The 14389-nt window shown below is 31.8% G+C and carries 13 protein-coding genes and 2 riboswitches; of the genes, 5 read left to right on the top strand and 8 right to left on the bottom strand.

Features of this window, described 5'->3' with window-relative positions; translation table 11 throughout:
- Position 1: 1 nt before the first annotated feature.
- Positions 2-1450 carry a cardiolipin synthase gene (cls, locus tag HM981_RS14870; RefSeq protein WP_179339593.1) on the top strand — a complete coding sequence of 483 codons (1449 nt, stop codon included), beginning with the start codon at positions 2-4 and terminating at the stop codon, positions 1448-1450.
- An 85-nt stretch (positions 1451-1535) separates the two neighbouring features.
- Positions 1536-1631, top strand: a riboswitch (SAM-I-IV-variant riboswitch).
- Positions 1632-1679: 48 nt separating this feature from the next.
- Entirely contained in the window at positions 1680-2984 is a 1305-nt protein-coding gene (locus tag HM981_RS14865; RefSeq protein WP_179339592.1) for a Na+/H+ antiporter NhaC family protein, read from the top strand.
- Between the two features lie 5 nt (positions 2985-2989).
- Here the strand turns inward: HM981_RS14865 and HM981_RS14860 are convergent, their stop codons facing one another.
- Positions 2990-3568, bottom strand: coding sequence for a tetratricopeptide repeat protein (locus tag HM981_RS14860; protein ID WP_179339591.1), 579 nt, complete (start codon positions 3566-3568; stop codon positions 2990-2992).
- Between the two features lie 174 nt (positions 3569-3742).
- Between HM981_RS14860 and rpmH the strand changes: the two genes are divergently transcribed.
- From rpmH to HM981_RS14845, 3 genes are all read left to right on the top strand, one after another.
- Complete coding sequence (gene rpmH / locus HM981_RS14855; RefSeq protein ID WP_179339590.1) at positions 3743-3904, top strand: 50S ribosomal protein L34; 162 nt, start codon at positions 3743-3745, stop codon at positions 3902-3904.
- A gap of 132 nt (positions 3905-4036) precedes the next feature.
- Entirely contained in the window at positions 4037-6892 is a 2856-nt protein-coding gene (gene carB / locus HM981_RS14850; protein WP_179339589.1) for a carbamoyl-phosphate synthase large subunit, read from the top strand.
- Positions 6893-6969: 77 nt separating this feature from the next.
- Positions 6970-7332, top strand: coding sequence for a T9SS type A sorting domain-containing protein (locus tag HM981_RS14845; protein ID WP_179339588.1), 363 nt, complete (start codon positions 6970-6972; stop codon positions 7330-7332).
- Between the two features lie 52 nt (positions 7333-7384).
- On the opposite strand, the gene HM981_RS14840 is transcribed toward HM981_RS14845, so the two are convergent.
- The 7 genes from HM981_RS14840 to HM981_RS14810 form a co-directional block, all read right to left on the bottom strand.
- Entirely contained in the window at positions 7385-7924 is a 540-nt protein-coding gene (locus tag HM981_RS14840; protein ID WP_179339587.1) for an acyl-CoA thioesterase, read from the bottom strand.
- Positions 7917-8633: a DUF3307 domain-containing protein gene (locus HM981_RS14835; RefSeq protein WP_179339586.1), complete on the bottom strand. Its 717-nt coding sequence runs from the start codon at positions 8631-8633 to the stop codon at positions 7917-7919. The genes HM981_RS14840 and HM981_RS14835 overlap by 8 nt, the downstream gene beginning before the upstream one ends.
- On the bottom strand, positions 8630-9247 hold the full coding sequence (locus tag HM981_RS14830) for a transcriptional regulator (RefSeq protein ID WP_179339585.1): 618 nt from the start codon (positions 9245-9247) through the stop codon (positions 8630-8632). The genes HM981_RS14835 and HM981_RS14830 overlap by 4 nt, the downstream gene beginning before the upstream one ends.
- Positions 9248-9420: 173 nt before the next feature.
- Positions 9421-10809, bottom strand: coding sequence for a DNA recombination protein RmuC (gene rmuC, locus HM981_RS14825; protein WP_179339584.1), 1389 nt, complete (start codon positions 10807-10809; stop codon positions 9421-9423).
- A gap of 88 nt (positions 10810-10897) precedes the next feature.
- The gene (locus HM981_RS14820; RefSeq protein WP_179339583.1) at positions 10898-11692 is read right to left on the bottom strand and encodes an ABC transporter ATP-binding protein; all 795 of its coding nucleotides are present in this window, start codon (positions 11690-11692) and stop codon (positions 10898-10900) included.
- Positions 11693-12715: a FecCD family ABC transporter permease gene (locus HM981_RS14815; RefSeq protein WP_179339582.1), complete on the bottom strand. Its 1023-nt coding sequence runs from the start codon at positions 12713-12715 to the stop codon at positions 11693-11695.
- A gap of 23 nt (positions 12716-12738) precedes the next feature.
- Positions 12739-13881 (bottom strand): ABC transporter substrate-binding protein, encoded by a 1143-nt coding sequence (locus HM981_RS14810; protein WP_317167180.1) that lies wholly within the window; start codon positions 13879-13881, stop codon positions 12739-12741.
- A gap of 201 nt (positions 13882-14082) precedes the next feature.
- Positions 14083-14320, top strand: a riboswitch (cobalamin riboswitch).
- The last annotated feature ends 69 nt before the right edge of the window (positions 14321-14389 follow it).

Below are 14389 nucleotides of genomic sequence, written 5' to 3'. Positions count from 1 at the left end.
TTTGGAATATGTAAAAAACCATTTTTGGCAAATCTTAATTTTTTTCAATTATGTGATTGCATTATCGGCGGTTTTAACTATTCTGCATAAAAAACTCAATCCAACAAAAGCATTAAGTTATATTATTGGTTTGTTAGCTTTGCCCTTTTTGGGTTTAATTGTCTATTATCTTTTTGGACAAGAATATCGAAAAACTAAACTTTTTAGCCGAAAAAATGTTTTAAATCAATCGATTGTAAAAAAGATTCAATCTCAGTTAGAACTTGATACCAAGGAAATTAATGAGGTTGATGAGTTACTGGATCAAAAATCGAAACTCATACCTTTATTATACAATAGTGAAAAATCGAAACTTACCATAAACAATAAGGTTACACTGATCAAGAATGGTGATGATAAGTTTAAGCTGTTATTTAAAGATATAGAAGAAGCAAAAACACATATTCATCTCGAATATTTTATAATAAAAGATGATAAGATAGGCACAGAATTACTCAACCTTTTGTGTAAAAAAGCCAAATCAGGATTAGAAGTTAGAATAGCTATTGATGATGTTGGAAGTTCTATTTCGTCTCAAATGAAAAAGAAACTTAAGGATTGCGGAATTGAAATGTTTCCTTTTATGCCTGTTCGGTTTTCTAATTTAACAGGTAAAATGAATTATCGTAATCACCGTAAAATCGTTGTTATTGACGGAAAGATAGGTTACGTTGGCGGAATTAATGTTTCAGATAGTTATGTTAATGCTAATAATGATCGCTATTGGAGAGATACACATATTCGTATTGTTGGCGAAGCTGTAAAGCCTTTACAAATCTTATTTTTTACCACTTGGGATTTTGTAAGCGATGGTGAGTTAGAAATTGCTAAAACATATTTTCCAGATCATGATTATAAAGAAAATGTACCACTTCAAATTGCAGCAAGTGGTCCAGATACGGATTGGTCTAACATAATGGAGGCTATTTTTGTAGCAATTACTAATGCTGAAGATCACGTATATATTACAACTCCTTATTTTATTCCTAATCCTGAGATTCTTACAGCACTTCAAGTTATAGCCAGAAGTAATATTACCGTAAAGATTATTGTACCAAAAACGTCTGATTCTTGGATTGCAGAATATGCGACTAATTCTTATTTAGAAATGCTTTTAGAAGCAGGAGTAGAGGTATACCATTACACAAAAGGGTTTATACATGCTAAAACAATGGTGGTTGATGGTGTTTTTAGTACGGTTGGAACCACGAATATGGATTATAGAAGTTTCAATATTAACTTTGAAGTGAATGCATTGATCTACAACAAGAAGATTGGTAGTGAGCTCACAACTTTCTTTAACGATGATTTAAAAGATTGTGAAAAGCTAGATTTAAAATCTTGGCAACAGCGATCTAAACGCACAAAACTTATTGAATCTACAGCACGTCTTATGGCTCCTTTGCTGTAATTAACTATACCTATTATTTCATATTATAATAATGAGTTAAAGTTTAAATCAGGTTTAATTATATTAATATCTTTGCCGACTTAAAATAAATTATCAAGAATCTCAAAAGGAGATAGCAACCTGCATTAACAAGCAAGGTGCTAAAAGGATAAGCCAATATTTTGGAAAAAATGTTAATCTAGTTTTTCTTTCTTATTTGCTTTCTGCCTTCTTTTTAAGACATAAAAGAATGAAAAAGTCTACATCAAATTTTACGGCATTAATCCCATTATTAGTTTTTGTAATTACCTTTTTAGGCATCGGTATTTATAAAGATGATTTTTACTTATTACCCGCTCCAATAGCAGTTATTGTTGGTATTGTCGTTGCTTTTCTAATTTTTAAACAATCTATTAATGATAAGATAGCAATACTTTTAAAAGGTTGTGGAGACAGTAAAATACTAACCATGTGTCTAATTTATTTGTTAGCAGGTGCTTTTGCTGCTATTACCAAATCTACAGGAAGTGTAGATGCTATTGTTAATCTAGGTATGGACTATATTGCTATTCAGTATATTTATTTAGGTGTTTTTCTAATAGCCGCCTTTTTATCCATCTCAACAGGGACTTCCGTTGGCGCTATTGTAACGCTTGCACCAATTGTAGTTGGGTTTTCAGGACAAGGTGATATATCTTTAGGAGTGCTTTGTGGTGCTTTATTAGGTGGATCTATGTTTGGCGATAATTTATCCATAATATCAGATACAACTATTGCAGCAACGCAGTCTTTAGATTGTAAAATGAGTGATAAATTTAAAGAGAATATTAAAATAGCGCTTCCTGCTGCCTTAATAACTTTGGTTATTTTAACAGTACAAGGTCTAGATCTAAGTTCTAATGTTTTAGAAGCTGGTAATTACGAGTATTCAGTCATGAAAATCGTTCCTTATATACTAGTGATTTTCCTGTCTGTAGTAGGTGTAAATGTATTTGTAACACTATTTTTTGGAATTATTTCAGCTGTAATTCTAGGTGTTTTCGATGGGGATTTTACAATAATGGAGTCTACAAGAATTGCATACACAGGTTTTACAAATATGACAGAAATTTTCTTACTGTCTTTATTAACTGGTGGTTTGGCTGCTTTAGTAGAGAGAAATGGAGGTATAGACTATATTCTAAATAAAATTAAAGTTCTTATTAAAAGCAAAAGGTCTGCTCAATTTGGTATCGCAGCTTTAGTAAGTACTATAAACATGGCTATTGCTAATAACACGGTATCTATAATTATATCGGGTTCAATAGCTAAAACGATAAATGATGAGTACGGTTTAACGAAAAGAAAAACAGCATCAATATTAGATATATTTGCCTGTATTACTCAAGGTATATTACCTTACGGAGCTCAAGTATTAATGATTTTAAGCTTTTCGGAAGGTCGCTTAGATTATATAGATTTAATGCAAAACACATGGTATTTGCCTATATTGTTTGTAACAACAATTTTATTTATCAACTTTCAGCCTATATTTTCTAAGAAGCTATCGAAGTAAAAGACTTATCGTCTACTTCTACGATTTTGTCTAGAAGATGTTGGCTGTCCGTATTGTTGTTTTGGAATAGCGGCTTTTTTCATTTGTTGCTTCATCATTTTAATTTGATCAGCAAGCATATCTCTTTTATCCAATTGTTGCGCTTCTGCTAAAAGTTTTTGAGCTTCAGGCTTCTTACGTTTAGAAAAAGCAATTCCAGCTAAATTTAATTTTGCCATTGCCATATCATGATCCATAGATAGACCTAAGCTAATCGCCTTTTTAAAATACGCTTCAGCTTCATTCATGTTAGTTTGAGAAACCATAATACCGTTTAGGTAGTTTAAATAACCTTGTTGTTTCTTTACTAAAGCTCCTTCAGGATTTTTTATTTTGTCTAACCATTTTTTAGCGCCTACAAAATCTTGTTTCCTAAGCTTTAAGAACGCTAATAAAATCATTTCATTTTTAAAGTAGAAAAAGATAAAGATAGTAGAAAGTAACAGGTACATTATACCATTACCTATATAACCTTCAGTGAATTGATATATGCCGTATCCAATTATTAAAGCGGCAATAACTAATTTTATATTCTTATGAAACATATTTCTGTGTATTTTTGCAGAGCGCAAAGGTAATAAAATCTAAGAGTAAAATTTCTATTCAAATATTTTCTTTTGCGACTTGGTAAAGTAAAAACTTGTTGTATATTTGCACGCAGTTTTGAGAGACCTCTCAATTTTCACAAAAAAGATTATTAGTTTATAAAAATATAAGACATGCCAAAAAGAACGTTTCAACCGTCAAAGAGAAAAAGAAAGAATAAGCACGGTTTCAGAGAAAGAATGGCTTCTGTTAACGGAAGAAAAGTTTTAGCACGTAGAAGGGCTAAAGGAAGAAAGAAAATATCTGTATCTACAGAAGCAAGACATAAAAAATAATGATTAACAATTGTTAATATATTAGGGCGTTACTTAGGTGTAACGCCTTTTTTTGTATCTTATTGATAACTATTTTTGTATCAGCAAATGACTTATGAAACACATTTGCAAAATCACTAAACACAACGTCTCATGCCAAAAAACAACAACATAAAATCAGTTTTACTTATCGGTTCAGGTCCTATTGTAATTGGTCAAGCCTGCGAATTCGACTATTCAGGATCTCAAGCATTACGCTCATTAAGAGAAGATGGAATAGAAACTATACTTATCAACTCTAATCCTGCAACAATAATGACAGATCCTACAATGGCAGATCATGTTTATTTGTTGCCATTGAATACAAAATCTATTATTCAAATTTTAAAAGATCATCCGCAAATTGATGCTGTTTTACCTACAATGGGAGGGCAAACAGCTTTAAATTTATGTATTGAAGCAGATGAAAAAGGAATTTGGAAAGATTTTAATGTAGATATTATTGGTGTAGATATTGACGCCATTAATATTACAGAAGATAGAGAAAAGTTTAGAGAGTTAATGTTAGAAATTGGTATTCCAATGGCTCCTCAAGCCACTGCTAATTCTTTTCTAAAAGGAAAAGAGATTGCTCAAGAATATGGATTTCCTTTAGTAATTAGAGCCTCTTTTACATTAGGAGGTGATGGTGCAGCAATTGTGCACAAGGAAGAAGATTTTGACAAACTATTAACCAATGGTTTAGAAGTGTCTCCAATTCATGAAGTCATGATTGATAAGGCTTTAATTGGTTGGAAAGAATATGAGTTAGAATTGCTAAGAGATAGAAATGACAATGTTGTTATTATCTGTACCATAGAAAATATGGATCCTATGGGAATTCATACTGGTGATTCTATTACTCTTGCTCCTGCCATGACATTATCTGACAAAACCCAACAAAGAATGCGTGATATGGCCATCCATATGATGCGAAGTATTGGAGATTTTGCAGGTGGTTGTAACGTACAGTTTGCTGTAAGTCCTGATAATGATGAAGATATTATTGCCATAGAAATTAATCCTCGTGTATCGCGTTCTTCTGCATTAGCGAGTAAAGCAACAGGTTATCCTATTGCCAAGATTGCGGCAAAATTGGCTATTGGTTATCATTTAGATGAATTAAATAATCAGATTACAAAATCCACGTCTGCATTATTTGAACCTACTTTAGATTACGTAGTTGTAAAAATTCCACGTTGGAATTTCGATAAATTCGAAGGTTCAGATCGTACATTAGGACTTCAGATGAAAGCCGTAGGTGAGGTAATGTCTATTGGACGTTCTTTTCAAGAAGCATTGCACAAAGCAACACAATCTTTAGAAATAAAAAGAAATGGTTTAGGCGCAGATGGAAAAGGGTATACGGATTATGATACTGTAATTGATAAATTAACCAATGCAAGTTGGGATCGTGTGTTTGTGATTTATGATGCGGTTGCAATGGGAATTCCATTAAGTCGTATTCATGAAATCACTAAAATAGACATGTGGTTTTTAAGACAATATGAAGAGTTATTTCAACTTCAAAAAGAAATTTCAACCTTTAAAATTGATAGTATAGAGCGCGAATTATTGCTCGAAGCAAAACAAAAGGGTTATGGCGATAGACAAATAGCACATATGTTGGGTTGTTTAGAAAGTCAAGTTTACAAGAAACGAAGAGATTTTAATATAAACCGTGTATTTAAATTAGTAGATACATGTGCTGCAGAATTTAAAGCGCAAACACCTTATTATTATTCAACGTTTGAAAGTGAAGTAGAAAAACCAGACGGAACCGTTTATGTACAAAATGAAAGTGTGGTTTCTGATAAAAAGAAAATCATTGTTTTAGGTTCTGGTCCAAACCGAATTGGTCAAGGTATTGAATTTGATTACTGTTGTGTTCATGGCGTTTTGGCAGCTGCAGAATGTGGTTATGAGACTATAATGATTAATTGTAATCCAGAAACGGTTTCTACAGATTTTGATATCGCAGATAAATTGTACTTTGAACCTGTATTCTGGGAGCATATCTATGATATTATTCAACATGAAAAACCAGAAGGAGTTATTGTTCAATTAGGTGGGCAAACGGCTTTAAAACTCGCAGAGAAGTTAGAGAAATGGGGAGTTAAAATTATGGGAACTAGTTTTAAATCTCTCGATTTAGCAGAAGATAGAGGAAGCTTTTCAAACATATTAAAAGAACATAATATACCTTATCCAGAGTTTGATGTTGCAGAAACAGCAGACGAAGCTTTAGCTATTGCAGAAGTTTTAGATTTCCCTATATTGGTTAGACCTTCTTACGTACTTGGAGGACAAGGCATGAAGATTGTGATTAACAAAGATGAATTAGAATCTCATGTTATTGATTTATTAAAATCTATTCCTGGTAATAAATTATTATTAGATCATTATTTAGATGGTGCAATAGAAGCAGAAGCAGATGCTATTTGTGATGCAGACGGTAATGTTTATATTATAGGAATCATGGAGCATATTGAACCTTGTGGTATTCACTCAGGTGATAGTAATGCCTTATTACCAGCATTTAATTTAGGAGATTTGGTAATGCAACAAATAGTAGATCATACACATACTATTGCAAGAGCGCTTCATACAGTAGGTTTAATTAATATTCAATTTGCGATATTAAATGAGATTGTTTACATCATTGAAGCCAACCCAAGAGCATCTCGTACAGTGCCTTTTATAGCAAAAGCTTATAAAGAACCTTACGTAAATTATGCAACTAAGGTGATGTTAGGAGAGAAAAAAGTAACTGATTTTAATTTTAATCCTCAGTTAGAAGGTTATGCAATTAAGCAACCTGTGTTCTCATTTAATAAGTTTCCTAATGTAAATAAACAATTAGGACCTGAAATGAAAAGTACAGGTGAAAGCATCTTATTTATAGACAATTTAAAGGACGATCAGTTTTATGATTTATACGCAAGAAGAAAAATGTATTTGAGTAGATAATGGCATGGTTTTCGATGAAATACAATTAGTATTCGTTAATAATTATTAACTTAGCTATAACTAGAGTCGAAATTGATATGAAAAAAACATTACTTAGTCTTATTTTAATTTTTGCTTTTTGTTTGACAAATGTTCACGCAACGTTGTTAGATCCTGAAGTTAAGGTTTTAACTAATGTTGATAGTTCGAAGATTTATTTTCAAGAAGAAAGCTTTACCATTTCACCTAATCCGTCAAAAGATAAGTTGAATGTTAATATACCGAAGTCATCTAAAGATATGACACTTGAGGTATTTGATATTTTAGGAAAGCAGATTCATAAAACGACAATCACACATTTAGAAACGTCAATTGATGTTTCTCATTGGAAAACAGGTGTATATCTTGTTAAAATGTCTAATGAAAAGATGTCTCATACTAAACGCTTTATTAAAGAATAAAACATTTTACAAATAGAAGAAAAAAGCCGTTTCAGAAATGAAACGGCTTTTTTTATTTAAAATCAATTTTAACGTTATAATCTTTTAATTGTTCAAGATGGTTTTCTACATTTTTGTAAAGATTCTCTAAATCTTCAGTTCGCTTAGTGTCACTTTCGCGTCTAATTATAGATTTAATAAAACGTTTTGCAGACAATTTATTGGTTAATATTAAACCTGGTACAGTGACTTTATTACCATCTTCGTCAACGGCAACCATGATAAAATAAGACGAATTACAATGTTTTTTTTCGCCCGTTCTAATATTTTCAGATTCCACTCTTATACCAACAACCATAGAAGATTTTCCAACATAATTAACAGAAGCTTTCATGGTTACAAGTTCGCCAACTTCAATAGGGTTTAAGAAGTTAACCTTATTTACAGAGGCCGTTACACAATAACTTCTAGAATGTTTAGAAGCACAAGCAAAAGCAATATTATCCATTAAACTTAGAATGTAACCACCATGGATTTTTCCACCAAAATTGGCATTAGATGGTTTCATTAATTGTGAAATTTGAATTCTAGAATCCTCTGTGGTTTTAAACATAGTTTGTAAGATTTAAATAAATTAGACTAACAGTTACAGCTATTCCGAAGCTAATAAGTGTGCCTATTAAAATGTATTCTGTTAATTTTCTTTCTTTAGAAGCGGTAAGATCTCCAAATCTAAAAACAGATTTAGCAGTGATCAAAAATCCAACGGCTTCCCAATGTCCTGCAAGAATAAAGATAAATACTAAAAGGCGCTCTAAAACACCAATATATTTCCCTGCATCTTTTAAAGATTCATTATTTTTAGTAAGTTTTGTAATGTTCCATTTAGAAAAAATAATTTTCATTATAATGGATGTTGGTGTGGTTAAAAATGCCACACAGATAATCAATAATAGAAGTGGTGCATCGAATTGTAATGTGAAATTAAAATCTGTAGCGTACAGTAAAACGCTTAATCCAACAATAGAAATAAGATGTAAGAACTGATCTATAAAAAAGAAAAGGCGTTTTGTTTTCTTATATTGAAATTGGAGTTTTAGAGCGTCTATGACAAGGTGCGAAAGGCCAATACTTAAAATTAAAGATGTATAAGATAAATCCCAGACTAATAAATACATTAGCGCTATATGAACACCAACATGTACATAAAGCCAAACAGACTTAAGTTTTTTATTTTCTTTATGCTTAACCCATTTTAAAGGCTGCAAAAAGAAGTCTCCAATAAGATGCGCTAAAATAAGTTTTAAGAGGATTAAAGTCATAGTAACGTTTCTATTTTTGTTCTGTAAAGGCTATCTAGCTCTAGGATTTCCTCTAAATAAGCGCGTTTTTGTCTTGTGCTCACTGCATTTTGATTGATGCCAATTATTTTGCCTAGTTCACTTTGTAACGCATTGGGTTGCTCAATGTAGAGCTTAACAATTTCGGCAGAATTAACGGTCCATCTATCCATGGCTATAAGAGCGAGACTAAAATATAGATTAAGCTCTTTGTTAATTTGTTGGTTACTCGTTTTTATTCTTAAATTTTGTTTTTCTTTTTTTAGAGTTTCTAAAGTCTCACCAGAATATATATACGCAGCTCCACTAGACTCACTGACGCTATCTCCTTTGTAAGATTTATCTCCTAGACCAATTGCCAGCCTTACATCTAAACCATGTATGGTTTTAATACAAGCTTTTATATAGACAGCAGCCATAAAACCTGAAAATACATCTTTTAACTCTATCTGAAAACTATCTCCACGATAAATATCCCAGTACTCATCGTTTGCATTGAGGTAAGATAGTGCTTGTTTTAATGTAGTTAACCAAGATGCTATATCTAGTTGACTTCTAGATTTTATAATATCTCCTGTAATTATACATGTTTTCATATATCACATATTTTAGCGATAATCAAATATATTGCTTTTTTACGTGATATTTGCAATTATCACATAAAAACGTGATAATTTAACAATGATCAGAATAAGTTGTCATAATAACTACAACACATAAAACTGACTATAAATGAATACTTCACTAGAGTGAATGCCGCGACTAAAGCTTAAACATCGTCTTCAGTAGCACGTTTAATAATACTTTCTGGAAGTGCTTTTTTTGCTTTAGCTCCCATTTTTTTTATCTTTTCTACACGTGAAATAAGATTTCCTTTGCCATCTACTAATTTATTCATAGCAGATGAATAATCACTTTTAGCAGCATCAATTTTTTTACCGACTCCAGTTAAATCGGTAACTAAACCTTCAAATTTATCGTAAAGTGCTCCTGCTTGTTTCGCAATTTCAAGAGCATTTTGCTGTTGTTTTTCATTGTTCCACATACTATCAATAGTGCGTAAAGTAGCCAGAAGAGTAGAAGGAGTAACAATAACAATGTTCTGTTCAAAAGCTTTGTTATATAATGAATTATCTTCATTAATAGCCACAGCAAAAGCCGGCTCAATAGGAATAAACATCAATACAAAATCAGGCGATTCTATATCATATAAGTCTTGATAGTTTTTTGCAGATAATTGATCGACATGTCTTTTTATAGAATTTACATGCGCTTTTAAATGTGAGGCTCTTTCTGTATCATCAGAATTAACCATACGTTCGTAATCTGTTAAAGACACTTTAGAATCAATAATCATTTTCTTAGAACCTGGAAGATGTAAAACCACATCTGGCAATACGCGAGAACCATCTTCACGCTGAAAATTTTGTTGTACAAAATATTCACGATCTTTTTCTAATCCAGATTTTTCTAAGACACGCTCTAAAACCAATTCTCCCCAATTTCCTTGCATTTTACTATCACCTTTTAAAGCATTAGTTAAATTAGTGGCTTCTTTAGTCATTTGTTGATTAAGGTCTTTTAAGCCCAATAATTGCTCTTTTAAAGCAGAATGCATGCTTATACTTTCCTTCTGTGTATCATCTACTTTTTTCTCAAAGGTTTTTATCTTTTCTTCAAGCGGATTTAGAATGTTTTTGATATTCTCTTTATTCTGAAGTGTAAATTTTTCGGATTTCTCTTCTAAAATCTTAGAAGCCATCAGTTCAAAATCTTTGCGAAGTTGCTCTTGTTGTTTAACAAACTCTTCGTCACGTTTTAAGTTCTGGTGTTGTAAATTCTCAAATTCTGTATTACGTCTTGAAAGTTCAGCATTTAAAAAATCTTTTTCTCTTCTAATGGCTTCACGATCAGTTTCAATTTTAGAGATATTTTCTTTTAACTCGGTTAACGATTGATTAAAATACTGGTTTTGTTTTTGATTTTCGGCTTCAGAAAATCGTTTAAATTCATCGAGTTGCTGTTGCAAATTGGTATTGCGTTCTTCAAGCGTGCTTTTATCACTTTTACTTTTTAATTGCGAAAATTTAAGTCCAATAAAAGCACCAATTCCTGCGGAAACGAGGATGGTTACTAAAAGAATGATGGTGTCGTTCATAGTTTGAAAAAGGATATTTATCAAAGATAATTTTTAATATTGAAAATAAAGTTGAAATAGAAAATGAAACAAAAACTACAATCGTGAACTATTTAGTCACTCTAAAGCTTCCCGTTTTATCATCAAAAACAATCAAGTCTTTAGGGAAAAGGGAATTAAAAACACCTTTAGAAATTAAATGACAAGGTTTATCGCAAACCACTTGACCTTTAGTCATAACAATCATAGTGTCGCAAAGTTGAATCGCTAAATCAATTTCGTGCGAAGAAAATAAGATGGTTTTGCCTGTTTCTTTGGTTAATTTTTGAAGTAGTTTTAAAATGTAGGCTTTATGATACATATCGAGATGCGAAGTAGGTTCATCTAAAACAATAATAGCTGTATCTTGAGCTAAAGCACGCGCAATCATTACTTTTTGCAGCTGACCATCACTAAGCTCGTAACACTTTTTGTCTTTTAATTCTGAAATATTCACAAGGCTTAAAGCGTTGTTTATAGTTGTAGTATCATTTTCCGTTAGGTTTCCAATCCAGTTGGTATAAGGATGCCGACCTAAAGCGACGAGTTCAAAAACAGATAGATTTTTAGAGGTTAACGGCTCCGTTAAAACAATACTGAGTTGTTTGGCAAGCTCTAAAGTAGACGTTGATTTAAGGTCTTTGTTATTAAGTGAGATTGCACCTGATAATTCAGGCTGCACTTTAATTAAAGTACGTAATAACGTAGACTTCCCGATACCATTAGCTCCAACTAAACCAATTAATTGTCCTTTTTGTAATTCGAAATTAATGTTTGAAGCAATAACAGTTTCAATCTTTTTCGTTTTATAACCAATAGAAAGTTGTTCTGCTTTTAGGATGATATGTGATGTTTCGTTCTTCATTTAAAACATCATTTTTCGTTGTCTCACTAATAACCAAATCACAACAGGAGCTCCAACCAAAGCTGTGATCGCATTAATTGGTAACATGTAATCACTATACGGAACTTGTGCAATGGTGTCGCAAATAAGCATAACTATCGCACCAAATAAAAATACAGCTGGCAATAATATTTTGTGGTTGGTTGTTTTAAATATCTGACGTGTTAAGTGCGGAATTGCTAATCCTATAAAAGCAATTGGTCCAGCAAAAGCTGTAATTGTTCCTGCAATTAAACTGGTTGCTAAAATTATAATGAGTCGGCTTTGTTTCAAATTTAAACCTAAACTTTTAGCGTAGTTATCTCCAAGTAATAAACCATTTAAGCCTTTAATAGAGGCGATACTTAAAAGAAGTCCAACAGCATATATACTAAAGAAAATCAATAAATCTGACCAAGATAAATTGCTTAGACTTCCAAATCCCCAAAATATATATTGTTGTAATTGTTCTGCAGAACTGAAATAAGATAATACACTAACTACTGCTGCTGTAATACTGCCAAACATTAAACCAATAATTAGAATGGCCATAGTATCTCTAACTTTATTAGAAACTGCTAAAACAGCAAGTAAGACAATAAAACTGCCTAAGCTTGAGGCGATAACAATGCTCCATTTGGTAATTAGTGCGGTTGCAAATAAGCCACCAAAAAGCCCTGAACCCAAAATAACTAAAGCCACACCTAAACTTGCTCCAGAACTAATACCTAAAACAAAAGGTCCAGCCAAAGGGTTTCTAAATAAGGTTTGCATTAATAGACCGGAAATACCCAAACCAGAACCAACAATAATAGCTGTAATGGCTTTTGGTAATCTTACTTTGGTAATAATAATTTGCGAAGTGTTGTTTTGAACTGTTCCGAATAAACTGTCAAAAACTTCAGAAAACGGAATACCTACAGAACCTAAACTAATATTAAGTACAAAACAAAACAGCAGTATTGCTGTTAATACAATGAATGAATAGGTATGATTGGTTTTCATGCGTTTATAAAACCTGAGTTAGCTTATTTTAATTTCTCAAAAAAGTAAGGTTCGTAATCGATTAATAATTCTGGATGTGCAATTTTTATGATGTCTTTTAAAACCAAATCGGGTCTTGCAGTTCCTAATTCGTAATATAAAACTCCGCCTGTCGCTCCTGTTTTATTAGCGAATGTATAGATGTCTTTGTTTTTAAAGGCGTCAAAATTAGTGTAAAGTGAATTTGCTTCTTCTAATTGTTCTAGGCTACTATAATATGAAGGACTCAACCATAATTGAGCATCTTTGGCCTTGACTAAAACGGTTTCAAAACTTAATGATAAACTTCCGTTTCCAGTGGTGTCGTTCCAAAGGTAATTAACATTAGCATCTTTTAAGAATTGCGCTTCTGGACTAGAGCCGTTAGGTAAATACCAAATATCTTTTTGCATGGCACCACTTAAAACAGATGGGCTATTTTTTGCTTGTTTTGCAATTGCTTTTGCAGATAAATAATCAGTTTCAATTTGATTAAAAATAGAATCGGCTTCTTTTTCTTTATTATAAAGAACACCAAAGAACTTTATCCATTCTGCTTTTGCTAACGCAGAACTTTCAACCCAATCTCCATTATAGATGACAGGAATATTAGCTTTCTTAATAATTTCAAATGTTTTGTTTACACCATCTACACCAAAGCCAACCACAACATCTGGATTTAATTCCAACAAAACTTCAGTATTAATACCTTGGTTTTGTCCAAGTTCTCTAATCTTTTTAGCATCGATTAATTGTCTCGTTTTTTCTGAAGACACATAATCCGTACCAGGAAAGCCTATTAAGGTTTCTTCTACATTCAGTAATTCTAATGCTGGAATATGAGTTGTAGATGTTACAACAATAGTTTCAATAGGATTTACAATAATAGCATCGTATTGGTCTTTAGCAAATGTGGTTTTTGCCATATTTTCTTTAGAAATAATAACGTATTGATACGATTTTTCAGCTTTTGGCCATGGTTTTGTAATGGTTAAAACTTTAAAATTATCGTAGTAATCTACGGAAAAACCTTCAGCATATTTTAATTCAAGTTTTTTAGTTTCAGGAGCTAAGTTGTTCTCTGTTTTAGATTCATTTTTACATGAACTCAATATAAGAAGTAGTAGTGCGATTTTAAGAAATTTCATTGGTAACATTTGTAACTTATAGATTGATAACTTATCCTTAATTTTGATAAAAATTCTACCATGAGAGGCGATTCAAATTTAACATTATATATCGTTGCAGGAATAATCATTGCACATTTTTTAATTGGGTTCATTTATCTTATCTACAAAATGAATAAGAAAAAATGATAAAAATCAGCCTTTAGATGCATTTAAAAGGCTAAGTTTGCCGTGAAATTTGGTTCGACTTCAATTAAATAAAAGTCGATTAAAAGGGAATCTGGTGAGATTGTTAATATCAAGTCCAGAACTGTTCCCGCAACTGTAAGTTTTATGTTCAATTTTATTGAGCATCTCATTTAAAGAGTTGTTGCATTCTTAAAACCACTAGTATTTATCTGCTGGGAAGGTAATGTAACAAAGAACGAGTCAGGAGACCTGCCATTTTTAACCAATAAAGTAAAACTTTCGGGATAAAAGTGATTGCAGTATGACACGTATAGTACTCTTTTTTTTATTGCTATGTTTT

Source organism: Winogradskyella ludwigii (assembly GCF_013403985.1).
GTDB lineage: Bacteria > Bacteroidota > Bacteroidia > Flavobacteriales > Flavobacteriaceae > Winogradskyella > Winogradskyella ludwigii.
The sequence above is the reverse complement of the archived record's forward strand: the minus strand, read 5'-3'. Positions and strand labels throughout refer to the sequence as shown.

Excerpts from the sequence above, each read along its gene's own strand:
- HM981_RS14865 (WP_179339592.1), top strand. The coding sequence starts at position 1,680 with ATGAAAAAGTCTACATCAAATTTTACGGCATTAATCCCATTATTAGTT.
- HM981_RS14860 (WP_179339591.1), bottom strand. The coding sequence starts at position 3,568 with ATGTTTCATAAGAATATAAAATTAGTTATTGCCGCTTTAATAATTGGA.
- rpmH (WP_179339590.1), top strand. The coding sequence starts at position 3,743 with ATGCCAAAAAGAACGTTTCAACCGTCAAAGAGAAAAAGAAAGAATAAG.
- carB (WP_179339589.1), top strand. The coding sequence starts at position 4,037 with ATGCCAAAAAACAACAACATAAAATCAGTTTTACTTATCGGTTCAGGT.
- HM981_RS14845 (WP_179339588.1), top strand. The coding sequence starts at position 6,970 with ATGAAAAAAACATTACTTAGTCTTATTTTAATTTTTGCTTTTTGTTTG.
- HM981_RS14840 (WP_179339587.1), bottom strand. The coding sequence starts at position 7,924 with ATGTTTAAAACCACAGAGGATTCTAGAATTCAAATTTCACAATTAATG.
- HM981_RS14835 (WP_179339586.1), bottom strand. The coding sequence starts at position 8,633 with ATGACTTTAATCCTCTTAAAACTTATTTTAGCGCATCTTATTGGAGAC.
- HM981_RS14830 (WP_179339585.1), bottom strand. The coding sequence starts at position 9,247 with ATGAAAACATGTATAATTACAGGAGATATTATAAAATCTAGAAGTCAA.
- rmuC (WP_179339584.1), bottom strand. The coding sequence starts at position 10,809 with ATGAACGACACCATCATTCTTTTAGTAACCATCCTCGTTTCCGCAGGA.
- HM981_RS14820 (WP_179339583.1), bottom strand. The coding sequence starts at position 11,692 with ATGAAGAACGAAACATCACATATCATCCTAAAAGCAGAACAACTTTCT.
- HM981_RS14815 (WP_179339582.1), bottom strand. The coding sequence starts at position 12,715 with ATGAAAACCAATCATACCTATTCATTCATTGTATTAACAGCAATACTG.
- HM981_RS14810 (WP_317167180.1), bottom strand. The coding sequence starts at position 13,881 with ATGAAATTTCTTAAAATCGCACTACTACTTCTTATATTGAGTTCATGT.